At 47.5% G+C, this 24001-nt stretch carries 24 protein-coding genes; 8 read left to right on the top strand and 16 right to left on the bottom strand.

What is annotated here, in order from left to right:
* From NOG12_RS01915 to putP, 6 genes are read left to right on the top strand one after another with little or no spacing between them, the layout of a single operon-like run.
* Positions 1 to 1635 (top strand): ABC transporter substrate-binding protein, encoded by a 1635-nt coding sequence (locus NOG12_RS01915; protein ID WP_313932262.1) that lies wholly within the window; start codon positions 1 to 3, stop codon positions 1633 to 1635.
* Positions 1622 to 2653 carry an ABC transporter permease subunit gene (locus NOG12_RS01910; protein ID WP_313932261.1) on the top strand — a complete coding sequence of 344 codons (1032 nt, stop codon included), beginning with the start codon at positions 1622 to 1624 and terminating at the stop codon, positions 2651 to 2653. The genes NOG12_RS01915 and NOG12_RS01910 overlap by 14 nt, the downstream gene beginning before the upstream one ends.
* Complete coding sequence (locus NOG12_RS01905) at positions 2640 to 3536, top strand: ABC transporter permease subunit (protein ID WP_313932260.1); 897 nt, start codon at positions 2640 to 2642, stop codon at positions 3534 to 3536. Before NOG12_RS01910 ends, NOG12_RS01905 begins: the two co-directional genes overlap by 14 nt.
* The gene (locus NOG12_RS01900) at positions 3533 to 4531 is read left to right on the top strand and encodes an oligopeptide/dipeptide ABC transporter ATP-binding protein (protein ID WP_313932259.1); all 999 of its coding nucleotides are present in this window, start codon (positions 3533 to 3535) and stop codon (positions 4529 to 4531) included. Before NOG12_RS01905 ends, NOG12_RS01900 begins: the two co-directional genes overlap by 4 nt.
* The gene (locus tag NOG12_RS01895; RefSeq protein WP_110075162.1) at positions 4524 to 5324 is read left to right on the top strand and encodes an ATP-binding cassette domain-containing protein; all 801 of its coding nucleotides are present in this window, start codon (positions 4524 to 4526) and stop codon (positions 5322 to 5324) included. The genes NOG12_RS01900 and NOG12_RS01895 overlap by 8 nt, the downstream gene beginning before the upstream one ends.
* A gap of 4 nt (positions 5325 to 5328) precedes the next feature.
* On the top strand, positions 5329 to 6855 hold the full coding sequence (gene putP, locus NOG12_RS01890) for a sodium/proline symporter PutP (protein WP_313932258.1): 1527 nt from the start codon (positions 5329 to 5331) through the stop codon (positions 6853 to 6855).
* Between the two features lie 77 nt (positions 6856 to 6932).
* Here the strand turns inward: putP and NOG12_RS01885 are convergent, their stop codons facing one another.
* From NOG12_RS01885 to NOG12_RS01875, 3 genes are read right to left on the bottom strand one after another with little or no spacing between them, the layout of a single operon-like run.
* Positions 6933 to 7949 carry a patatin-like phospholipase family protein gene (locus NOG12_RS01885; RefSeq protein WP_313932257.1) on the bottom strand — a complete coding sequence of 339 codons (1017 nt, stop codon included), beginning with the start codon at positions 7947 to 7949 and terminating at the stop codon, positions 6933 to 6935.
* 30 nt (positions 7950 to 7979) lie between these two features.
* Positions 7980 to 9038, bottom strand: a complete 1059-nt coding sequence (gene recA, locus NOG12_RS01880; protein ID WP_110075165.1) for a recombinase RecA — start codon at positions 9036 to 9038, stop codon at positions 7980 to 7982.
* Between the two features lie 56 nt (positions 9039 to 9094).
* Positions 9095 to 9577, bottom strand: coding sequence for a CinA family protein (locus NOG12_RS01875; protein ID WP_313932256.1), 483 nt, complete (start codon positions 9575 to 9577; stop codon positions 9095 to 9097).
* Between the two features lie 87 nt (positions 9578 to 9664).
* On the opposite strand from NOG12_RS01875, the gene mutS reads away from it, so the two are divergent.
* Positions 9665 to 12283: a DNA mismatch repair protein MutS gene (mutS, locus tag NOG12_RS01870; protein ID WP_313932255.1), complete on the top strand. Its 2619-nt coding sequence runs from the start codon at positions 9665 to 9667 to the stop codon at positions 12281 to 12283.
* On the opposite strand, the gene rpoS is transcribed toward mutS, so the two are convergent.
* From rpoS to ftsB, 9 genes are read right to left on the bottom strand one after another with little or no spacing between them, the layout of a single operon-like run.
* Positions 12266 to 13237 carry an RNA polymerase sigma factor RpoS gene (gene rpoS / locus NOG12_RS01865; RefSeq protein ID WP_313932254.1) on the bottom strand — a complete coding sequence of 324 codons (972 nt, stop codon included), beginning with the start codon at positions 13235 to 13237 and terminating at the stop codon, positions 12266 to 12268. The two genes, mutS and rpoS, sit on opposite strands and share 18 nt — an antisense overlap.
* Before the next feature lie 2 nt (positions 13238 to 13239).
* Entirely contained in the window at positions 13240 to 14067 is an 828-nt protein-coding gene (locus NOG12_RS01860; RefSeq protein WP_313932253.1) for a peptidoglycan DD-metalloendopeptidase family protein, read from the bottom strand.
* On the bottom strand, positions 14051 to 14629 hold the full coding sequence (locus NOG12_RS01855) for a YqaA family protein (protein ID WP_110075170.1): 579 nt from the start codon (positions 14627 to 14629) through the stop codon (positions 14051 to 14053). The genes NOG12_RS01860 and NOG12_RS01855 overlap by 17 nt, the downstream gene beginning before the upstream one ends.
* Positions 14626 to 15261 carry a protein-L-isoaspartate(D-aspartate) O-methyltransferase gene (locus tag NOG12_RS01850; protein WP_153825700.1) on the bottom strand — a complete coding sequence of 212 codons (636 nt, stop codon included), beginning with the start codon at positions 15259 to 15261 and terminating at the stop codon, positions 14626 to 14628. Before NOG12_RS01850 ends, NOG12_RS01855 begins: the two co-directional genes overlap by 4 nt.
* The gene (surE, locus tag NOG12_RS01845; protein WP_110075172.1) at positions 15258 to 16013 is read right to left on the bottom strand and encodes a 5'/3'-nucleotidase SurE; all 756 of its coding nucleotides are present in this window, start codon (positions 16011 to 16013) and stop codon (positions 15258 to 15260) included. Before surE ends, NOG12_RS01850 begins: the two co-directional genes overlap by 4 nt.
* Before the next feature lie 18 nt (positions 16014 to 16031).
* On the bottom strand, positions 16032 to 17084 hold the full coding sequence (gene truD, locus NOG12_RS01840; RefSeq protein WP_162014475.1) for a tRNA pseudouridine(13) synthase TruD: 1053 nt from the start codon (positions 17082 to 17084) through the stop codon (positions 16032 to 16034).
* Positions 17077 to 17574 carry a 2-C-methyl-D-erythritol 2,4-cyclodiphosphate synthase gene (ispF, locus tag NOG12_RS01835; protein ID WP_313932252.1) on the bottom strand — a complete coding sequence of 166 codons (498 nt, stop codon included), beginning with the start codon at positions 17572 to 17574 and terminating at the stop codon, positions 17077 to 17079. Before ispF ends, truD begins: the two co-directional genes overlap by 8 nt.
* A 2-nt stretch (positions 17575 to 17576) precedes the next feature.
* Complete coding sequence (gene ispD, locus NOG12_RS01830; protein WP_313932251.1) at positions 17577 to 18290, bottom strand: 2-C-methyl-D-erythritol 4-phosphate cytidylyltransferase; 714 nt, start codon at positions 18288 to 18290, stop codon at positions 17577 to 17579.
* Positions 18287 to 18571 (bottom strand): cell division protein FtsB, encoded by a 285-nt coding sequence (gene ftsB, locus NOG12_RS01825; protein WP_110075176.1) that lies wholly within the window; start codon positions 18569 to 18571, stop codon positions 18287 to 18289. The genes ispD and ftsB overlap by 4 nt, the downstream gene beginning before the upstream one ends.
* Before the next feature lie 124 nt (positions 18572 to 18695).
* On the opposite strand from ftsB, the gene NOG12_RS01820 reads away from it, so the two are divergent.
* Positions 18696 to 19394 carry a sulfite exporter TauE/SafE family protein gene (locus NOG12_RS01820; protein ID WP_313932250.1) on the top strand — a complete coding sequence of 233 codons (699 nt, stop codon included), beginning with the start codon at positions 18696 to 18698 and terminating at the stop codon, positions 19392 to 19394.
* Positions 19395 to 19400: 6 nt separating this feature from the next.
* On the opposite strand, the gene NOG12_RS01815 is transcribed toward NOG12_RS01820, so the two are convergent.
* The 4 genes from NOG12_RS01815 to mazG all read right to left on the bottom strand — a co-directional run bounded on the left by NOG12_RS01815 (position 19401) and on the right by mazG (position 23998).
* Positions 19401 to 20090: a hypothetical protein gene (locus tag NOG12_RS01815; protein ID WP_313932249.1), complete on the bottom strand. Its 690-nt coding sequence runs from the start codon at positions 20088 to 20090 to the stop codon at positions 19401 to 19403.
* 51 nt (positions 20091 to 20141) lie between these two features.
* Complete coding sequence (eno, locus tag NOG12_RS01810; RefSeq protein WP_313932248.1) at positions 20142 to 21434, bottom strand: phosphopyruvate hydratase; 1293 nt, start codon at positions 21432 to 21434, stop codon at positions 20142 to 20144.
* A 35-nt stretch (positions 21435 to 21469) separates the two neighbouring features.
* The gene (locus tag NOG12_RS01805; protein WP_110075180.1) at positions 21470 to 23107 is read right to left on the bottom strand and encodes a CTP synthase; all 1638 of its coding nucleotides are present in this window, start codon (positions 23105 to 23107) and stop codon (positions 21470 to 21472) included.
* 81 nt (positions 23108 to 23188) lie between these two features.
* Positions 23189 to 23998 (bottom strand): nucleoside triphosphate pyrophosphohydrolase, encoded by an 810-nt coding sequence (gene mazG / locus NOG12_RS01800; RefSeq protein ID WP_313932247.1) that lies wholly within the window; start codon positions 23996 to 23998, stop codon positions 23189 to 23191.
* Positions 23999 to 24001: the final 3 nt, after the last annotated feature.

The raw sequence follows: 24001 nt of genomic DNA, 5'->3' as shown, positions 1-24001 counted from the left end.
GTGTTTCTTAAACCGGTATGTTTGCTTACCGCAGTTACTAGCGTTTTTATCTTAAGCGCATGTAGTGACAATAACCAACTACCGGCCCCGTTAAGTGAGGGCTTGGTGTATTGTTCTGAGGGTAATCCAGAGAGCTTTAATCCACAGTTAGGTACTTCCGGCACCACCGTTGATGCAACCTCGGCGCAACTCTACGATCGGCTGATTGATTATGACGCTGAGCAACAGCAATTTATTCCCGCGTTAGCAACCCAATGGCAAGCCTTCGACCAAGGTACCAGGTATCGTTTTAAGCTCAGACAGCAGGTAGCTTTTCATCAAACTGCATGGTTCCAGCCCAGTCGTCCGTTTAACGCTGATGATGTACTTTTTAGTTTCAACCGTTGGCTCAACGAACAACATCCTTATCATAACGTTGGCGGCGGCCGGTACCCCTTTTTTCGCTCCAGCGGTTTAATGCGCTTAATTAAACGAGTAGAACGCGTCGATGATCACACCGTTGATTTCTGGTTGAACCAAGCGGATAGTTCATTTTTAGCCAACTTAGCTACTGATTTTAATGTGATCTTAGCAGCGGAATACGGTGCTCAGCTGCTCGCTCAAGGAACACCAAGCGATATCGATAGGCTTCCTATCGGCACCGGTCCCTTTGTGTTTGATGAATTTCGTAAAGATTTTGTGATTCGCTATCGTAACCATCCCGACTATTGGCGCTCGCAGCCGCATATCACTCAGTTAGTGTATGTGATTACTCCCAACGCCAATAAGCGGATGTTGAAACTCCTGACCGGTGAATGCGACGTCATTCCTTATCCACTGATTGACGAATTAGCTCAGCTTGATACGCAAGCTGAAATTGAAGTAGCTAGCGCAGTGAACCCAAGTTTGTCGTTTTGGGCCTTTAATACCAAGCGCCCCCCTTTTGATAATCCTTTGGTGCGTCAAGCCTTAGCTCATGCGATTAATCGTCCTGCCATTATCCAGACCATCTACGGCGGTAAAGCCCGGCTCGCCAGTGGCATGCTACCAGAGACTTCTTGGGCTTATAGCGCTGAACCCCAAGCCTATCTTTACGATCCAGCTAAAGCCATTGAACTACTACAACAAGCGGGCTACCCCAACGGATTTAGCATGAATATTTGGGCGATGCCGGTACAACGTGCTTACAACCCTAATGCACAGCGTATGAGCGAACTTATGCAAGCAGATTTAGCTCGTATTGGTGTGCAGGCAGATATTGTCAGTTACGAATGGAATACCTTTCGGCAACGGCTGGCTCGCGGAGAGCATGATAGCGTTTTGATTGGCTGGGTGGCTGACAATGCCGATCCGGATAACTTTTTCCGCCCCATCTTGAGTTGTGCGGCAACCCGCAGTGGTAACAATCGGACCCAATGGTGCGATCCTGAATTTGATCAGCTCTTGGTCGAAGCCATCACTGAGACTGAACCGCAGCAACGTAAACAACTCTATCAACGAATTGAGAATTACGTGATGCAACAAGCCCCGCTGGTGCCCATTGCCAATTCATTGCGGTTTCAGGCCCATCGCGCTGATATTCAAGGGGTTGAGTTACCCCCGTATGGTGGCCTCAGTTTTCGCAAAGCACGGAGGCTAACCGATGCTCCGTTATAGTTTGCGCCGGCTCATTCTTTTTATCATTACGCTGTGGCTGTTGAGCCTATTTGTGTTTGCCCTGAATTATTGGTTTCCTGGTGATCCCCTTACCAACATGACCGGAATCCGTGATCAGAGCAGCTACGCTTACCAACAAGCAGTTGACGCACGTGGTTTTGATGGCGGTATTTTGCAGCAATATGTGGGGTTTATTGACCATCTTTTGGCCGGGCAATGGGGCAACTCCCTAGCCAGTCAAACAGACGTTTTTGCTCAATTACAACCGCTGTTTGGCGCAACCCTTGAGCTTGGCTTATTAGCCATGGCGCTGGCATTATTACTAGGCTTGCCACTCGGCATATATGCAGCATTACAGCAACGAGGACCTCTCGATCGCGTGATTATGGGATTGAGTTTAAGTACTTATTCCATTCCCGTCTTTTGGTTAGCACAACTTTTTATTCTGTTGTTTGCTGTCAAGCTGGGCTGGAGTCCCATCTCAGGACAAATTAATCCACTTTATAATATTGAATTACAGAGCGGCTCGATTCTTTGGGATATCTGGCGCAGTGATATGCCCTACCGCCCAGCAGCATTTATTGATGCCCTAGCCCACTTGTGGTTGCCGGTCTTGGTATTGTCGTTAATGCCGATGACTATGCTCATTCGTATTATGCGCAATGCCATGCTCGATGTGCTGCAACAAAATTACATTAAAGCGGCACGAGCTCGTGGTTTAGCTGATAGCCGTATTTTATTCCGACACATTATTCCTAATGCCCTGCAACCAGTAGTGCGTCAATTGGGCCTGCAATTTAGTGTGTTAATGACAAACATCATTATTACTGAAGTTATTTTTAATTGGCCGGGCCTCGGCAGTTGGTTAGTCAAAAGCATTTATGAGCGCGATTACCCGGTTATGCAGGCAGGTATTTTAGTGTTAGCAAGCTTAATTCTGCTGGTCAATGTGCTGGTTGAGCTATTGCATGCATGGCGGTATCCGCAGGTAAGGAAAGAACAACATGCCGAACACTAGTATTTATTATCAACACCGTGAGCCTAGTCCACTGCGGCAATTATGGCTCCACATCACCGCTAATCCTTTTGCGATGGTAGCTTTTTATATTATTGCCGGCATTATGGTGCTGATGGTGCTGTCGCCGCTAATCAGTCCATTCAGTTCTGAAACTCAATTTTCAGATCATGTGCTGCAACCTCCTGCTTGGCACGCCGAGGGACAGATTAGATTTCTGTTTGGCACCGACGACTTAGGTCGAGATTTACTTTCCCGAGTGCTGCATGGTTCTGTTTACAGCCTTGGTTATCCCCTGTTAGCTACCTTGTTGGCAGCAGTGATTGGCATCAGTATCGGTGCTTGGGCAGGCATGAGCCAAGGTGTGCAATCTTCTACCCTCAATCATTTATTAGATGTCCTGCTATCCATTCCATCGTTACTGTTAGCGCTAGTGATTATTGCCATTCTAGGCCCTGCTCTACATAACGTTATGATAGCTATCACCTTAGTGTTGATTCCGCAATTTATTCATAGCGTGCACAATGCCTTTTATGAAGAGCGCAACAAAGAGTACGTGGTTGCGTCAAAACTCAATGGCTGCACACGCTGGTACCTGCTTACTCGAGTGATTTTTCCGAATATTACCTCGGTGGTGGTGATGCAAATCACCTTTGCACTCTCTACCGCTATACTAGATATTGCGGCATTAGGCTTTTTGGGGCTTGGCGTGCAGGCACCGGCGCCAGAATGGGGTACCATGCTGGCGCGTAGCTTAGATCAAGTTTATTTATCGCCTTGGACCATGGTATTGCCCGGCTTGGCCTTGTTTTTAACCGTGCTCTCTATCAATGTACTAGGAGATAGTGTGCGAGCCGCCATTCAAGAACGGATACGTAATTCATGAGCCAAACGTTACTTGATATTCGCAACTTAACCATTGAGTTACAGACCAGCTCCGGCTTGGTTAAAGTGCTGGATAAATTTAGCCTGCAAGTTGCTGAAGGCGAAATTCATACCCTTGTAGGCGAATCTGGTTCAGGTAAAAGTCTCTTGGCTAAAGCCGTTATGGGGTTTATTAATCCGCGCTGGAAAATTACCGCCGACCGTCTTTGGTGGCGTCATTACGATCTGCTGGCGTTAAGCCCTAGCCTGCGCCGGCTAGTAACTGGGCGGGATATGGCGATGATTTTCCAAAATCCCAGCAGCTATTTAGATCCCAACAGTAAGGTGGGTGACCAACTGCGTGAAACCATCCCCGCCAGCGAGCTAAAAGGTATCTATTTGCGCCGCAAAGCTTCCCGCACCGTGCGCGCAGAACGCTTACTGCATCGCGTTGGTATCAAGGATCACGCTGCGGTGATGAACAGCTATCCTTTTGAATTATCCGATGGCATCGCTCAAAAAGTGAGTATTGCCATGGCTATCGCCTACAATCCTAAACTACTTATTGCAGACGAGCCCACTACCGCGATGGAGCCAGGTACTCGCAATCAGATTTATCGCTTGCTAGCCAAATTGAGTTCACAAGGCATGTCGATTCTTATGATAACTCAAGATTTAACCTCGATTATTCCAGAAAGTAAGCGTATGAGTTTAGTTTACTGCGGGCAATTGATGGAGACGGGGCCAACAGAAAAATTGATGACTGAACCCTACCATCCTTATACTCGAGCTATGCTTGAGATGAGTCTTTACAACCAAACCTCCGCAGCAAAGACACGGTTACCAACACTTTCAGGCGCCATCCCAACCTTACAACACATGCCGATCGGTTGTCGCCTAGGCCCGCGTTGTCCGTATGCTCGTAAAGCTTGTATTCATCAGCCGCGCTTAGAAAAAAGTAGACAACATCAATACGCCTGCCACTTTCCGTTAATTGAGGGCAATCACGATGACTAAATTGCTTGAGGTACATGCTATTTGTAAGTATTACCAGCAAAAGCAAGGGTGGCTACCCGGCCGTAGGATTTGTGCTCTAGAGCCTATTAGTTTTAGCCTCAACAAAGGCGAAACGCTTGCTATTATGGGAGAAACTGGCTCTGGTAAATCGACGATTGCAAAGCTGATTGCTGGTGCGGACGTGCCCTCTAATGGCGAAATTTGGCTGCACGGCAAACGTCTTGATCCCCATAACTACCGCCAGCGCTGCCGCGATATTCGAATGATTTTTCAAGATTCGATGCGATCGTTAAATCCGCAGTTAACCATAGGTAAGCAGCTTTCAGAAGCACTTAAATTCAACACCAATTGGAACCTCGCACAACAAACCGAACACGTGCTACAAACCTTAAGCAAAGTCGGCTTATTGCCCGATCATTATCATTTTTATCCGCACATGCTATCCACGGGGCAGCAACAGCGGGTGTGCATTGCCCGAGCAATAATTCTCGAACCACAGATCATTGTGGCTGATGAAGCCTTCGTAGCACTGGACCCATCGATTAGAGCTCAAATCATTAACCTTATCCTAGATCTTCAAGAAGACATGGGTATTTCATTCATTTTCGTCTCTCATTCGCCGGAGATCGTGAAACATGTTGCAGACAAGATCTTAATAATGCATCGTGGTAAAATGATTGAGTTTGGAACGACAGAAGCGCTTATCCATAATCCGCAACATCAGCTAACGCGTATGCTGTTGCAGTCAGAACTATTAAACAAAGCGCTTAAACACACAACAACACAGGAGTAAGACTTTGGAAACAGGCACGCTAATATCTCTAGCGCTCTACTTCATCGTTATGTTGGGCATAGGTGTTTATGCCTATAAAAAATCGACGGCCGATGTTTCCGGCTACATGTTGGGGGGGCGCAGTTTAGGCCCAGGAGTAACAGCTTTATCTGCTGGTGCTTCAGACATGAGTGGCTGGATGCTGATGGGTTTGCCAGGCGCTATCTATGTGTCTGGGGTATCGCAACTATGGATTGCCGTAGGCTTACTTATTGGTGCCTACTTAAACTACATTGTCGTGGCACCGCGATTGCGCACTTACACTGAAGTTGCTAACGACTCCATCACTATTCCGGACTACTTTGCCAATCGCTTTGACGACCGTAAGCGCTTTTTACGGGTGTTTTCTTCGATTGTCATCATTGTTTTCTTTACCTTATATACCTCGGCTAGCTTAGTTGCCGGCGGTAAACTTTTTGCCAGTGCCGCATTTGGCTTGGACTACAGTTTAGGCTTATGGGTAACAGCCGGCGTGGTTTGTGCCTACACCCTGTTCGGTGGGTTTTTAGCGGTTTCCATGACCGACTTTGTACAAGGGTGCATCATGTTTGTCGCCTTGGTACTGGTGCCAATCGTGGCAATCTCCGATTTAGGTGGTATGACCGCAGTGACTCACACCGTCGAATCGATGAATCCTGACTACCTTGAACTGTTTAAAGATGCCGCAAAAGATCCGTTGGTGAATCAGCTCAGTTGGCTGGGTATCATCTCATTACTAGCATGGGGCTTGGGCTATTTTGGTCAACCCCACATCATCGTCCGTTTTATGGCGATCCGCTCAGTGAAGGATATTCCTACCGCACGCCGAATCGGTATCAGCTGGATGTTTGTTTCTATCATTGGTGCCATGGTTACCGGCTTTGTGGGTATTGCCTATGTTACTGAAACTAAAATGGTCCTTAATGACGCTGAGACTATATTTATTATCTTCTCGCAATTCTTGTTCCATCCCTTAATTTCGGGCTTCTTATTGGCTGCAATTCTTGCAGCAATCATGAGTACCATTTCATCGCAACTGCTAGTTACCTCAAGCTCGCTTACAGAAGACTTTTACAAAGCTTTCTTGCGCCGCGATGCCAGTGACAAAGAACTAGTCACCGTAGGCCGTATTTCGGTGTTATTAGTTTCATTGGTGGCTATTGCGCTAGCATGGGATCCTGAAAATACCATTCTAGGTCTCGTTGCTAACGCTTGGGCAGGATTTGGCGCGGCCTTTGGTCCAGTGATTATTATGAGCTTGTTCTGGCGCAGAATGAATCGTCATGGTGCCCTAGCCGGCATGCTGGTGGGTGCTGGTACTGTCTTATTCTGGATTTACGCACCGGTATTAGCTGACGGAGCAACGCTTAGTAGCCTTGTTTACGAAATTATCCCTGGCTTTATCCTAAGCTCGTTAGCGGTATGGATTGTTAGCTCAATGACAGCTGAGCCAAGTGCTGATTTACAGCAAACCTTCGCTAAAATGGAAGCCGTCATTACTGAACACAAATAATAGAACCTAAGGTTCCAAATCTAAAAAGCCAGCGTTAAAACGCTGGCTTTTTTATATCTGCTTAAAAACTTGAAATGCTAACCGCGTCGCTGGGCAAAAAGTTCCAACTCAGACATGATGTAATCTTTCATTCTGATCGTGGTTTCATAGCCAATATCTATCGCATCGTTACCACTTTCAAACTGCATTAAACCAATATGCCCTAATTTCGGCTGAATCAGGATATCGGGCGGATCACCAGCCAAACGTGCTTTAGTAATTCGCTCTTGCATGATATCGATAGAGCCTGCCATCACCCCAAACATACCAGGAGCTTTGTACGAAGGGCCAGTAAACTTCTCTTTAACCGCATCCCAATAGTGCTGACTAGTAGAGATAAAACTATTAAAAAACCCCTCTCCTTCGTCTTGTTCCGATTGCGGCTTAGGATGACTTGCCTCGGTCGTAGCCGGAGTATTATGCCCATGCACATCCGCTTGCGGCTCAACACCATCTTTAGGAGGAGCTACGTACTTGGATCTTGCTTCGATGGCGCTGGTGTTCAGCTGTGAGTTTAAATTCACTGCAATGACGAAGTCAGCACCTAGCGCACGGCACAAGGACACTGGTACAGGATTCACTAACCCACCATCAACTAACCAACGTCCATTAACCGCAGAAGGGGCCAACATACCTGGCATAGCGCAAGAAGCTCGGGATGCTGCATACACGTCACCTTTGCGTAACCAAATCTCTCTTCCAGTATACAAATCGGTAGCTACTGCGCCGTAAGTAATCGGCATGTCTTCAATATCTATTGCGCCAAAGCGTTCACGGGCATGGCTGAAAACTTTTTCACCATGAATAATGCCGCCGTTACTTAGCCCATAGTCTAGGAGATTAAAAACTTGCCAACGCCCCATGCCGCGCACCCATTCTTCTAATTCAGTTAAGCGACCAGAAGCAAAACCGGCCCCCACAAGGGAGCCGATTGAAGTGCCTGCGACCATGTTTATTTCTACTCCCATGTCCTGCAGCGCTTTAATCACACCAATGTGCGACCAACCTCGTGCAGCACCTGAGCCAAGTGCTAACGCAACTTGTGCATAACTCATGACGCTATTCCTAATTTTATTGCTAAAACCTTAAATTAAATCATCATCTAGCATAACGTCAACAGCATCATCGGCTTTTGCTGGCTTTTCACCTTTAACTGGCTTGGCTAACAATTGTTCACGAATCTGTTGTTCAATATCTTCAGCAATCGCTTTGTTTTCTATCAAGAACTTCATGGCATTAGCTTTACCCTGACCAATCTTATCGCCCTTGTAGCTGTACCAAGCTCCTGCTTTATCAACAATCTTCTGTTTCACGCCAAGATCAATCAACTCGCCTTCTTTAGAAATACCGCTGCCGTACATGATCTGGAAGTTAGCTTCTTTAAATGGCGGCGCTACTTTATTCTTTACAACCTTCACGCGCGTTTCGTTACCAACAACTTCATCGCCCTCTTTCACCGAACCCGTACGACGAATATCTAATCGAACCGATGCATAGAATTTAAGTGCGTTACCGCCCGTGGTGGTTTCTGGATTACCAAACATAACCCCAATCTTCATTCGAATCTGGTTAATGAAAATACATAAACTATTCGATTTCTTGATGTTGGCTGTGAGTTTACGTAACGCCTGCGACATCAACCGAGCTTGCAAGCCCATATGACTGTCACCCATTTCACCTTCAATCTCAGCTTTTGGTGTTAGCGCTGCTACCGAGTCTACAATAACCACATCCACGGCACCTGAACGGACTAACATGTCACAAATTTCTAGGGCTTGTTCGCCCGTATCAGGTTGCGATACGAGTAATTCATCAACCTTCACGCCCAGCTTGCCAGCGTAAACGGGGTCAAGCGCATGTTCAGCATCAACAAACGCACAGGTTTTGCCTTGCTTTTGCGCTTCCGCAATTACTTGTAGAGTTAATGTCGTTTTACCACTTGATTCTGGTCCGTAAATCTCTACGACACGACCATACGGTAAACCACCAATACCCAAGGCAATATCTAGAGTTAATGAACCCGTTGAAACCGATTCAATATCCATCGCGTGGTTATCGCCAAGGCGCATAATAGAGCCTTTACCAAACTGGCGTTCAATTTGACCAAGGGCGGCGTCGAGTGCTTTTTGTTTATCGTTGCTCATGCTAGTGTCCGTTTGTTAATCGCTTTAAAATGATTGTACTGTAAATTTATACAGTATCAAGTTATTTTTTTAATACTTAATAATGCTTCGTTAATGGTAGCTAATCGCACCGCTTGCCGATCGCCAGGAAAGACCTGCTGCCAAGTAATACATTCCCCCTGCCAAGCTAAGCCAAACCAAACCAAACCTACGGGTTTGTCGGTACTCCCACCACCGGGCCCTGCGACCCCTGTTACTGCTACCGCCATCTCTGCCCCACTGGCTGTCAAAGCACCGCGAGCCATTGCTGCTGCAGTTTCGGCAGACACCGCACCGTATTTTGCTAAGGTGTAGGACGTTACCCCTAACTGGCTTTGTTTCATGGCATTGCTGTAAGTGATAAAGCCGCCTTCATACCATGCTGAGCTACCAGCAACAGTGCTAATAGCATACCCAATTCCGCCGGCCGTGCACGACTCAGCGGTGACACAACGCCAACCACGCTGCTCTAACCAAGCGCCCAATTCTACTGCTAAATTAACTGTGCTTTGTGGTACCATTTAGTTATCCTTGAGGGCCGCAAAGCGGCTACACATATTCAGTTTAAACGCCAGCTAACCACGACTTTAGAACGGATTATAACAAGCATGTCGGATGCCCAAAATATAACAAAAGATCTCGCCGCACACACGCCTATGATGCAGCAATATCTGCGCATAAAGGCAGAACATACCGATTGCTTATTATTCTATCGGATGGGGGATTTTTACGAATTATTCTACACCGATGCCAAACGTGCAGCTGAACTGCTCGACATTTCTCTTACCCAGCGCGGTGCCAGCAATGGCCAACCTATCCCAATGGCCGGGGTACCTTATCATGCCGCTGAAGGTTATCTTGCGCGGCTTATCGAACTAGGCGAGTCCGTCGCAATTTGCGAGCAAATCGGAGACCCTGCGACCAGCAAAGGTCCGGTCGAGCGTCAAGTGGTCAGAGTACTAACTCCAGGTACCATTACTGATGAGGCTCTGCTCAAGGATCATGCTGAGCAGTTACTGGTTGCCATCCATCCGGCTGAACCTATTGGAATTGCTTGTTTAGATATGGCGAGCGGTCGCTTTAGCATTTTGGAGGTCGCCGACCGTGAGCAGCTTCAAGCTGAATTAGAACGACTGCAACCAGCTGAAGTACTGTATCCAGACACCCATGAGTTTAGCCAACGAGAGCTGGCCTGCAGTTGCATTCGCCGCCGGCCCGATTGGGAATTTGAAACCACCAGTGCTATCGAACAACTCTTACGTCAATTTCAAGTGGCTCACTTAGATGGTTTTGGGGTAAGTCACCTACCCGCTGCTATCGGGGCTGCCGGTGCAATTTTAAGTTATGTGCGCAGCACCCAACGCGCAGCGCTTCCTCACATTACTGCGATTGTGGCTGAGCGCCAAGCTGATGCGATTATGTTAGATGCCGCTACCCGTCGAAATCTAGAACTGGTGCGCTCGTTTAGTGGACAGAAAACATCGCTCTATCATGTTTTAGATAATACCAGTACTGCTATGGGCAGCCGATTGCTGCAACGGTGGCTGCAACGGCCGTTACGACAACATCAACTCTTGCAACAGCGCTATGACGCAGTGGCTAGCTTACAACATAGCGAATTAGCTGAACTGAAGCATGTCTTACGCCAGGTTGGTGACCTTGAACGGATCATCACTCGTATTGCCTTGCGTAGCGCACGCCCGCGTGATCTCGCTCGATTGCGGCAAGCATTGCAAAGCTTGCCCGAATTAAAGCAATTGCTGGATGCACCTGCGTTAGCCCACTGGCAACAAGCCGTAGCTGAACTACCGGGATTAACGGCATTACTAGAACGCGCGATTGTAGCTACGCCACCTCTTTTGATACGAGATGGCGGCGTTATTGCGCCCCATTTTGATGACGAACTCGATGATTATCGTCAGTTAGCTGAAGGTGCTACCGATGTCTTGCAGCATATAGAAACGCGAGAGCGTCAGCGTACCGGCATTCATACGTTGAAGATTGGCTTTAACAAGGTTCATGGGTATTACCTCGAAGCTAGCCGCGCCGCCAGCAATCAGATCCCAGCAGAATACCAACGGCGGCAAACCCTTAAAAATGTCGAGCGGTACATCATTCCTGAACTAAAAACCTACGAAGACAAGGTGCTTAATAGTCAAAGTCGTGCTTTGGCTCGTGAAAAATGGCTCTATGAACAGTTATTAGAGCAGCTAGCTGAGCACTTGGTGACGTTACAAAAAACAGCGCAAAGTGTCGCTGAAGTAGACGTATTGCGTGGCTTTGCTGAACATGCATTGACGCATAACTACCAACGTCCGCAATTATCAGAACAAACTCAAATTAGATTGCAACAAGCACGGCATCCAGTGATTGAGCGCATGCAAACAGAACCTTTTATTGCGAATGACGTTGAACTCAATCCTGAGCGGCGTTTACTGCTCATTACCGGGCCCAACATGGGTGGTAAATCCACTTACATGCGTCAAACAGCACTATTAGCCATCATGGCTCATTGCGGTTGTTTTGTGCCTGCTAAAGAAGCTGTTTTTGGCCCTATCGATAGAATCTTCACCCGAATTGGAGCCTCTGACGATCTTGCTTCAGGTCGTTCAACCTTTATGGTCGAAATGACTGAAGCTGCCAATATTTTACACAATGCTACAGCACAAAGTTTAGTGTTGATGGATGAAATAGGCCGCGGTACTTCTACTTATGATGGTTTAGCCTTAGCCTGGGCCTGCGCTGAAGCTCTCGCGGATAACAACCGCTCGTTAACCTTGTTTGCTACCCATTATTTTGAATTAACTCAAACCATTGGACAGCAATCAGGGTGCGTTAATGTGCATGTTGAGGCGACGGAACATGACGAGCATATTGTGTTTCAGCACAAAGTAAGTGAAGGTGCGGCGAGTCGCAGTTTTGGCGTGCAAGTTGCCCAGTTAGCAGGCCTGCCCACTAGTGTATTAAAGCAAGCTCGGTTGCATTTGCAACAACTAGAAGCTCGTCAGCAACTGCAACAGAGTATGGTTAACGAATCTTTAAGTAACACCGAGCAAGCCGATTTATTTGCGCAGATGGAACGCGAGATCAGAGCAGCACAGGCAAGCTCGTCGACACCTAGTGAATTCGAGCAAGCACTACGTGACTTAGATGTGAATCAGCTAACTCCGCTTGCTGCCTTAACCTGGTTGGCGCAATGGCAACAACGGTTACTCTCGATGAAATAACGAATCTAAACTTAAGCCCTGCTGGCGCAACATATCACGCAAACGGCGCAAGGCTTCTACCTGAATTTGTCTTACCCGCTCGCGGGTAAGGCCAATTTCACGGCCAACATCTTCAAGGGTTGCCGGCTCGTGACCCAATAAGCCAAAGCGTCGAGCCAGAACCTCACGTTGTTTTTCGTTTAGGGTTTCTAACCAAGCTAAAATATGTTGTTTGGTATCATCATCCTGCAATGACCCTTCTGGGCCATGATCATCATCAGCCGTTAGCATTTCAACCAAAGACTTATCGTTATCGCTGCCCCCCATTGGGGTATCAACCGAAGCTATCCGCTCATTTAAGCGAAACATCCGGTTCACATCAGCCACATCAACATTCATTTTATCGGCAATTTCTTCTGCCGTAGGTTCATGATCTAAACTTTGTGCTAACTCGCGCGAGGCGCGTAAATAGCTGTTCAGTTCTTTCACAACATGAATGGGCAGGCGAATGGTACGAGTTTGGTTCATGATGGCGCGTTCGATTGTTTGTCGAATCCACCATGTGGCGTAGGTAGAAAAACGAAAGCCTCGCTCTGGATCAAACTTTTCGACCGCGCGGATCAAACCTAAATTACCTTCCTCAACGAGGTCGAGTAAAGCTAGTCCGCGATTCGTATAGCGTCGTGCAATTTTGACGACTAAGCGCAGATTACTCTCGATCATGCGACAGCGAGCCTTAGCATCACCCTTGCGCGCTAGCCGCGAAAAATACACTTCTTCTTCGGCTGTTAACAACGGCGAATAGCCGATTTCACTCAGATACATCTGAGTTGCGTCCATTTTTTTCAGATAATGAGATCGGTTTGCAATAATCTCTTCAAATTCCGTATCGTCGTTATCTTCCTGCTCAGATTGTTGCATTGCAGCAAGCTCTTGCTCGTCAATGTCATCAATCTCATCCTGGCTTCGACTCATTATTACCCCCGCGGCAAATAGTGCCGAGGGTTAACTGACTTACCCCGAAAGCGAATTTCAAAATGCAACATCACTTGCGCGGCATCAGTGTCCCCCATCTCGGCAATCACTTCACCTTGTTTGACCCATTGTTGTTCTTGTACTAATAAGGTCTGATTGTGAGCATAGGCACTAATATAATCATCGTTATGTTTCACTATGATTAATTGCCCATACCCTTTCAGTGCATTGCCTGCGTATACCACTTTACCCGCTGCAGCAGCATAAATAGGAGCACCTCTATCACCACCAATGTCTAGCCCTTTGTTACCAGCCTCAGCGGTCGAAAAGTCACGAATCACTTTTCCTGTCGCGGGCCAGCGCCATTGAACCTCCTTCGCAAAGGGCTCATTACTTGGGCTACTTATGACGGTGGCTGGAGGCTTGCTCGCAACCGGCGTTGCCGCAGTTTTAGGTGTTACAGGCTTGCTTTGTTTTTGTTCTAATTTAGTATCACGATACCCTGTCTGTGATGTCTTAGCAACGCTTTTGCTACTTTTTTCAACGGCTTTTAAACGTAGCCTTTGGCCAGGGAAAATGAGATAAGGTTCACTGATGTTATTAAGTTGAGCAAGCTCACGCACATCCACGTTAGCTCTAAAAGCGATAGAATAAAGCGTGTCACCACGCTCTACTTGATAGCTAGCAGCAGCCAAACTAGCCGCTTCAAAATCATGCACAGTGCGGCCATGATAAAGCTTCTTGACGGGCGCTGGTGGTGGCGGCTCAGCGCAGCCAAATAGCACCACCAAGGCACTTAAACCAATGATCTGTTTAACGTGTCCACACATACGCAGCGATGGCAACTAACACCATTCCCCAACCGATTCGGTCTACATAAGTGCGCAGTTTTAGCGCCATTTTTGGCCCACCAGTACGTAACAAGGCGGCAACCAAATAAAATCGCAAGCCACGACTAATCAACGACCCCAACACAAAAGGAATAAACATCACTTGTAGCATTCCCCCTGTTACCGTAAACAATTTATACGGCAAGGGCGAGAATCCAGCAATGAAAATAATCCAAAAGCCATATTCGGTAAACCAGGCGGTGACCCTCGCTAACTTATCTTGATAACCAGCCCATTCCACCAGCGGCATCACCAGCGGCTCAAACGCCCAATAACCTAACCAGTAGCCAGCAATCCCGCCTAAGACTGAGGCGATGGTGGTTAGCCCAGCAAAAAACCAAGCGCGCTTAGGTTGGGTCATCGCCATCGGTGCTAACATCACATCCGGCGGGATCGGAAACACCACCGATTCAGAAAAACTCAAGGCTGCCAAAATAGCTGGGGCTCGGCGATGCTGAGACCAACTTAATACCTTGTCGTACAGCCAGCCAAAAATCTTCATACTGGCTCTCCTGGTACTAAGGGGACAAATTTCACTTCGCCTAACTCCTTGTGCTCAAAAACATCACCAAATCGACGCACCACAATTAGCCGTTGTTTATCCGTTCCAACCGGAATAATCATCACCCCACCATCGGATAATTGGGCCATTAACTGTTGCGGTAACTCACTCGCTGCCGCAGTAACAATAATGCCATCAAACGGCGCTTTACTGCGCCAGCCTAACCAGCCATCACCATGGCGCATACTCACGTTATGTAGCTCCAGTTGCTTGAGCCGTCGTTTCGCTTGGTATTGCAATTCAGCGATGCGTTCTACTGAACAAACCTGTGCCACCAATTGGGCCAAGATTGCGGTTTGGTAGCCACTCCCTGTGCCTATTTCTAACACCTTTTTACAATCATGCTGCATCAGTAGCTGGGTCATCGATGCAACCATCAGTGGCTGCGAAATCGTTTGTCCCTTGCCAATCGGTAGCGCCGTGTTTTCATATGCTTTGTGCGCCAACGATTGCGGCATAAACAGATGACGAGGCGTCTTTTCAATCACCTCCAACACCGGTTTACTACGAATCCCTTCGCGTTCTAGCTGGGCCACCAAGCGGCGCGCCATCCCTTGAAAATTTTGAATCATGAGCTTGTTTTAGTTAACCAATCTGACAGTGTGGTTTGGTGGCTACGCGCCGTCATATCTAAACTTAATGGGGTAATAGAAACGTAACCCTCACGCACGGCATGAAAATCAGTGCCTTCCGCGTCGTCTTGATGACCACCAATCGGGCCATACCAAAAGATATCACGGCCAAATGGATCTTTACTTTGCACCATGGTTTCAGCGCGATGACGACGCCCCAACCGCGTTACTTTAATGCCTTTTAATTGCTCATAAGGTACTGCTGGCACATTAATATTTAAAATGGTATCCAACCGTAGGGGTTCATCCGCCATTTGATTGACAATATCTGCCACCACTCGTGCTGCGGTGTCATAATAATCATCACTACGCGAGCCCATCGACACAGCAATGGCTGGCAATCCCATAAAACGTCCTTCCATTGCAGCAGCTACGGTTCCCGAATAGAGTACGTCATCACCCATATTAGGGCCATCATTAATCCCCGATACCACGAGGTCGACATCGTCGGCTAGCGGTGAATTCGTACCCAAATGGACACAATCCGTTGGCGTGCCATTAAGCGAGTAGAAGCCATTAGCAAGCTGTTGCATACGCAGCGGATTATGCAACGTCAGAGAGTTACTAGCACCACTACAGTTGCGGTCTGGAGCTATCACGCGACATTGGGCAATGTCTTTTAAACGCTCATGCAAGGCGTGAATGCCAGGAGCATGGACGCCATCGTCATTACTGACTAATAATTTCATCATAACTAAGGTACCTACCAATTATTCCGTTGTAACTAATTCGCGTATTAGAGCAGTTGCAAAGCATCCTTTAGGTAAGGCAAAACTAATTTCTGCCACCGTATCACTTAACCAATTTAATTGTGCTTGCTGTGGGCGCAACAACAATGCTCGGCGGCCACCATCCAAACGTTGCTTCGCAAGGCCTTGAAGAAGTTCTGGATACTGAGCAAAAACTCGCTGTTCAAGCTCGGCTGCCTGCGCCTGGCTAATCTGTTGACGCTCGCCACTACCCATTAGCGGTCCACTGAGTTCAATATCACCGGACGCCAACCGCTCCAACAGTGCCGCATCAATCTGCTCGGCAATAAAAAATGACTGACTACCGCTGAGGAGCATAGGTTCACCTTCTAACGGAGTCAGAAGGTTGTGTCGAATTCGCTCTGCCAGCACTTGATTAAACAAAAATGAGCGAGCTGCGGATAGATACAAACCTATTTGAGTTCTATTTAAGCGCCGGCGTAACCGCCCACTTAACCACTCAACTGCGTTACTGATGTTTTGCCCATCTTTGCCAAAGCGTTGCAGCCCATAGTAGTTAGGCACCCCTTGCGTACACACCTGTTGCCAACGTTGGTTAAAGGCATCAGCATCCGTGATAGCTTCTATACGAATCGTAAAACGATTACGTTTATGAGTACCGGTTTTAAGTTTGCGCGGCTGTAATACCGCCTGCAGCACACTAAATTCGGGATGTTCGAGCTCATGCCAGGGTAACAGTTGTTGGCCTGGCAATTGGATAGAAAACCATTGCTCGGTGATGGCTTGTCGATCTTTTAGACCTGAATAACTCACATCACGTTCTTTAACGCCGGCAAACTTAGCCAATTGGGCCGCCACATAAGGGGTATTTGCGCCACGTTTACGCACCCATAGCCACTGATGCTCACCTTGCTGTAACTGTGGATCTTGCTGCGGTAGTTCGAGCTCTTCAACCACCTGAAAATGCTCGGGTTCGGCTTTAATCACCCCACCGCTGTTAGGCACGCCGTGTAAATAAGGGCCTAGTAATGAATCATAGCTAGTCTCAGTCATTAATTTGGCCTTGTAGCAACACCACTGCATGGCAGCCAATGCCCTCTTTACGGCCAACAAAACCAAGCTTCTCGGTGGTGGTTGCCTTCACATTTACCGCGCCTACGGAGACTTCTAACAAAGCGGCAATGCGCTCACGCATTGCGTTGATATAATCAGCTAATTTAGGTGCTTGAGCAACCACGGTCACATCAAGGTTACCCACACCATAGCCCTGCTGTTTAACCAGTTGCAGAACTTGGCTTAAAAGCCCCGCACTATCAGCACCCGCATAAGCGGCATCAGTATCAGGAAAATGCTGACCAATATCCCCCAAAGCAGCCGCACCTAATAATGCATCAGCAATCGCATGAAGTAACACATCACCGTCAGAATGTGCGAGTAGACCCTGTTCGTATGGTACTTGAATACCACCCAATGTTAATGGTCCGCTGCCACCAAATTTATGCACATCATAACCGTGCCCAATGCGGATAGAACTTAATCCCATAGTTACCCCTGACGTTCTGTCGCAAAAAACTTTAAATACATGTCGGCAAGCTGCTCATCACCCGGTTGCGTCACCTTAATATTGGTGCGCCTACCGGCCACTAACTGCGGCTTGCCACCCGATAATTCGATCGCTGAGGCCTCGTCAGTAAGTTCTGGGTGATCTACCCCTAAACTAACTAAGGCATTGAGTAAAGGTTGCAAAGCAAACACCTGTGGTGTCAGTGCATGCCACAAATGCTCTCGTTTTACTGAATGCCTAACCGCGTTTTGTGCATCACTTCGCTTCATCGTATCGGCTACGGGCAATGCCAACAGCGCACCTTGAGGATGGGTTAACGCCACATCGATAACTTTGGATAATTCATCAGCTTGCAAACATGGTCGGGCCGCATCGTGCACCACCACATAGTCCACACCATCGAGACGTGCTTGTTCTACCCCCGCTAATACCGAGGCTGCTCGACTAGCTCCCCCCACTACGGGTATGACTGGAATGGGTAACTGCAACTGAAGTGCACTGAAAAATGTATCCTCTGCACTTAAAGCAAGATAGATCTTCGAAATCCGTGAGTCTTGCGTGAGCGCATGTAAACTATGCTCTAGCACCGTTTTGCCAGCTAATTGCAGATACTGTTTAGGGATCTTGCTTGCCATCCGCTGGCCACTACCGGCCGCTGGAACAATCGCAGCAATACTTGGAATGTGATCTATCATGGTTGTGTTTTTACTGGCACCAAACGGAAAAATGTTTCATCGCTTTTTATCAGTCCTAGTTCGTTGCGAGCGCGCTCTTCTAGCGCTACTTGGCCTTCGCGCAAGTCTTCAATATCAGCTGCGACCAATTGATTGCGTTGCCGCAACTTATCATTGGCAGCGGCCTGTCGTTGCACATCTGCTTGCATATTCCAATAATCTGGCAGGCTGTTTTTGCCAAACCATAAACGATATTGCAGCGCAATTAAAATCACTAGAAACGTGAGTTTTAGCAATCGCATCCTCGCCTCCACCTGCAACGTGAATAACCCGTTAGAACTAGTAGGTTGTCAGATAATTTCTGGTAGTATATCGACCTTTACGGCTAACCCCAATGAAAAAGCTATGGAATATCTGATAATCCTTATGATTATGTTTGTTGCAGCCTGTTTGCAAGGCATTTCTGGCTTTGGCTCCGGGCTGATTGCCGTGCCCTTATTAGTGCTTTGGCTGCCACTTTCTACCCTCACGCCACTACTGTCGGTAGTTAACCTAGCCATGGCACTTTATTTAGGCTGGTTACTACGACATGCTATAGCGTGGCGCCAGTGGCCTTGGTTGCTTGGCTGCGGCGTGCTTGGAAGCCTTGCTGGACAATACCTATTAGCCGCAATCAACTTACAGTTGTTACAACAGATCATGGCTGGTGGAGTTATTCTGGTCGCCCTGTTGTTTTGGTTTAACCTACGCTGGCAAAGTAACGGAGCCGCGTGGCAGCAAATATTAGCTGGTACCATCGGTGGCTTTAGTAATGGCGCTTTAACCTTAGGCGGGCCACCCGTAGTGCTATTTCTTACAAGTTACGGTCTCGCCCGGGTATCGTTTCGTGCCACCCTAACCTTATTCTTTTTACTACTTGCATTAACTAATGTGATTGGCTTTAGCTGGCAACAACGCTATCAATTAGAGCAATGGCCTATTTTATTCTGTTTGTTGGCTGGTGCTGTTAGTGGTTCTTGGCTAGGGCACCGTATCAGTAGCCGCTTATCCGAATCTTTGTTTCGCAAATTAAGTTTAGTGATTGTGATGATTGCGGGTGTAGTTGCCTTTTGGGGCGCATTCTAACTGCTGTTACCGCCACTGAATGCGGGTGGCAAGCAGTACCTCACGTAAGCTCAAGGGGCGGGGATCTAACTTGCCTTTATGGCCCCATTGATGGCCCCCCATAGCAGCCCCTAAATGATACTTATCGGGCAAAACTAATACCGCCTGCGTCGCCGTTGCTGCCGCTTCATGCGCTGGCAATCGATCCAGCCATTGCCCCTGCAAATCAAACCATCCCCAATGATTACAATGCACTCGCTGTTGGGCTAGATCAAGACGATCAAGCGAATCTAAGACAGCTTTTTGTAGATGTTGGGTTTGCACATGAATCACCACAGCATCGCCTAATTTGGCGTGCTTGTGTAACCAGTTGCTAAGTTTAGTCGTTTGCTTGGCCGCGGTCTGCAGCTTTGTTTTTTGTGGCGTCTGCCAGGAGGCGTTTTGGAGGTCTAATACAAACGGCGCGCCGCACTGTAACATGCCACGCGCCGCTTGTTGAATGTAGTAAGGCAGACTTCGTAAACGCTTTTGTAACCCCTGAACCGTTAGCCCCAACTGCTGTGCAAGTTGTTGCAATTCACGTTCATACAAAGCGTTACAAAGTTCAGCGAAAGCTGCCGCAGGCCATTGATCAGGCGTGGCTTGGGGGCTATTAACATAACCACCGTGCAACGCCTGGAAAATGTCAGCTTGTTGATTCTCGTTCATATTGCTCATCGGCAGAGTTCACAAGCTTGCGACAGTTAAACGCTGACCACAACCCATGTGCTAGCTTGCGTTTACTTCGGCACGACCACGATACGCAGCCTGACCATCTAACTCAGCCTCGATACGCAACAACTGGTTGTACTTAGCCACTCGGTCTGAACGACAGAGCGAACCTGTTTTGATTTGCCCTGCCGCTGTACCCACCGCCAAATCAGCAATAGTAGCATCTTCAGTTTCACCTGAACGATGTGAAATAACTGCGGTGAAACCAGCTTCATGTGCCATTCGAATGGCCGCTAAGGTTTCAGTCAAACTACCAATTTGATTAAACTTAATCAAAATTGAGTTTGCGATCTGTTCATCAATACCACGCTTAAGAATACGGGTGTTAGTTACAAACAAATCATCACCTACCAACTGCACTTTACTGCCCAAACGTTCGGTCAAGACTTTCCAGCCAGCCCAATCGCTTTCATCCAAGCCATCCTCAATTGAAATAATCGGATAGCGTTGACACAAGCCATCAAGATACTCAGCAAAACCAGCGGCATCGAATGATTTACCCTCGCCGCTTAGATGATACTGGCCATCGCGATAGAATTCTGATGCAGCACAATCAAGGGCTAAGGTGATATCACGCCCCATCTGGTAGCCAGCATTGGCAACAGCTTCAACAATCACCGCTAAAGCTTCTTCGTTAGACGCCAAGTTTGGCGCGAAACCACCCTCATCGCCCACGGCTGTGCTTAAGCCACGTTGCTGCAAGACTTTTTTCAACGCATGAAAGATCTCCGCTCCCATACGTAACCCTTCAGCAAAATTCTTCGCACCTACGGGCTGAATCATAAATTCTTGAATATCTACATTGTTATCAGCGTGTTCGCCGCCATTAAGAATATTCATCATCGGCAATGGCATGCTGTACTTGCCGGCAGTACCATTGAGTTCAGCAATATGAGCATACAAGGGTATTCCCTTGGCACTAGCAGCAGCCTTTGCAACAGCTAGCGATACGGCCAAAATAGCGTTCGCACCCAATTTTTCTTTGTTCTCAGTACCATCCAAATCTAACATGATTTGGTCAACTTGAGCTTGCTCCGTTGCATCAATGCCTTGTAACGCTGGCGCTATAAGCTCCACCACGTTTCGCACGGCAGTTTGCACACCTTTGCCTAAATATCTGTGAGCGTCACCATCACGTAACTCTAGTGCTTCACGAGAGCCAGTTGATGCACCACTAGGGGCAGCGGCGCGCCCCCAATGACCATTGTCTAGATAAACATCTGCTTCAATAGTTGGGTTGCCGCGTGAGTCCATGATTTCACGAGCTACAATACGACTAATTGCTGCCATGATCTTTAATACTCCTTTGCCATAACACGCGACGCTTAAGCGCGACGCTCTTTTTGATACTGTCCTGCGGCTTCAATAAAACCGCGGAATAATGGATGCCCATCACGTGGAGTAGAGTTGAATTCCGGATGGAATTGCGCTGCCACAAACCAGCGATGGGTAGGAATTTCAATAATTTCTACTAAGCGATTATCATGTGACCAACCTGATATTTTCAAGCCTGCCGCTTCTAATTGCTCGATATAATGACCGTTGACTTCATAGCGATGGCGATGCCTCTCTTGAATCACATCGGCACCGTATAATGTCCGCGCCTTAGTGCCCTGCACTAAATTACATGGTTGCGCACCCAAACGCATAGTACCGCCTAAATCAGAACTGTTATTGCGTAATTCTTTCTGACCTTTGGCATCCATCCACTCGGTGATCAATCCTACCACCGGATGTTTTGCATCGGCTTCAAATTCAGTGCTATTGGCGCCTGTTAAACCGGCAACGTTACGTGCGTATTCAATCAGCGCAATCTGCATCCCCAAACAAATGCCTAGATAAGGAATATTGTGCTCACGAGCGTATTGGGCCGCCATGATCTTACCTAGTATTCCGCGTTCACCAAAACCGCCTGGAACAATGATGGCATCTACATCAGCAAGTTTAGCAACACCTTTAGTTTCAATATCTTGCGCATCAATGTAGCGTAAGTTCACGGTTAAACGATTCTTTAAGCCGGCATGGGCTAAAGCTTCATTCACCGATTTATAAGCGTCAGGCAACTCAATGTACTTTCCAACAAAACCAATGGTCACTTCACCGCTAGGATTCGATTCTTGATAGAGCACCTGTTCCCACTCAGCTAAATCTGCTTCTGGGCAGTCTAATCGGAACCTGTGGGTCACGATTTCATCAAGGCCTTGCGACTTCAGAATAGCCGGAATTTTATAAATGCTATCGACATCTTTCAAGCCAATAACAGCGCGTTCTTCAACATTGGTAAATAGCGCAATTTTAGCCCGTTCCGTAGCAGGTAAGGCACGGTCTGAACGACACACCAAAATGTCCGGCTGAATACCAATCGAGCGAAGTTCTTTTACCGAGTGTTGGGTTGGTTTAGTTTTTACTTCGCCAGCAGCACCTAAAAACGGTACCAAGGTGAGGTGCATAAATAACGTACGATCGCGACCCACTTCAGTGGCCAATTGGCGAATAGCTTCAAGAAAAGGTTGTGATTCAATATCACCTACGGTGCCGCCGATTTCAATGATAGCAATATCATAGTCGCTGCTTCCATCAACAATACGACGTTTGATTTCGTTGGTAATATGAGGAATGACCTGAATGGTAGCGCCAAGAAACTCACCACGACGTTCGCGTCGAATGATATCTTCGTATACGCGCCCAGCAGTAAAGTTGTTTTTCTTGGTCATTCGGGTACGAATAAATCGTTCGTAATGTCCCAAATCCAGATCGGTTTCGGCACCGTCTTCGGTCACAAACACTTCGCCGTGCTGAATGGGACTCATGGTACCAGGATCCACGTTAATGTAAGGATCCAGTTTAAGAATCGTAACCTTTAGGCCACGTGCTTCGAGAATTGCCGCCAATGAAGCTGCAGCAATACCTTTGCCCAGCGAAGATACAACACCGCCGGTGACGAAAATATAATTAGTTGTCATGCGAAACCTAAGTCGTCAGGTTGATAGGGAAATGCTTCAAGACGGGAAAACAGTATACCCGAGTAGCCCATAGCCGACAAATTATTTCTTACTTTCAACGTGATTTAACTGTTGTTTAGCTTGTTGCCAATAGGCTTCTAACTCGTCTAAACTCAACTCTTCAGGACGTCTTTGCTGCTGGGCTAATTGCGTTTCTATCCATTGAAAACGCTGTTTAAACTTGTGATTGGTCAGGCGCAATGCGTGCTCAGGATTAACCTGAGCGTGGCGGGCCAAATTCACCACCGCAAACAACAAATCGCCAATCTCAGCAGCTATTTTTGCGTTATCGTTAGCTCTAATTTCATCTTCAACTTCCGCTAATTCTTCCCTTATTTTAGCAATCACGGGAGCCATCTCAGACCAATCAAAACCCACAGTCGCAGCCCGTTTTTGCAGTTTTTGAGCCATTAAAATACTTGGTAAATTATCTGCAATACCATCAAACACACTATCGCTTTGGCCTTGCTCAGCACGCTCCTCACTTTTTATCTGCTCCCACTGTGCTTTTATCTCAGCATCACTGAGGGCTTGTTGCTCACCAAACACGTGTGGATGTCGCCGCATGAGCTTCTCTGCTGTAGCTCCAGCAATGGCGTCTAAATCAAATAGTTCCTGTTCCTTGCCAAGCTGTGCATAAAACACCACCTGGAACAATAAATCACCTAGTTCATCTTTTATCGCTGCTGGTTCGCCCGCGGTAATTGCGGCGGCAACTTCGTATGCTTCTTCCAAAGTATAAGGAATGAGGCTGGCCATGGATTGCTGCAAATCCCATGGGCACCCGCCAACCGGATCTCGCAACCGTTGCATAACGGTTACCAAGGCTTGCACACCTGTAAATGAATTCATGTT

The sequence above is a fragment of the Pseudidiomarina fusca genome (genome assembly GCF_032227045.1).
Lineage (GTDB): Bacteria > Pseudomonadota > Gammaproteobacteria > Enterobacterales > Alteromonadaceae > Pseudidiomarina > Pseudidiomarina fusca.
Note: the sequence above shows the minus strand (reverse complement) of the source record. Positions and strands in the feature narration are given on the sequence as shown.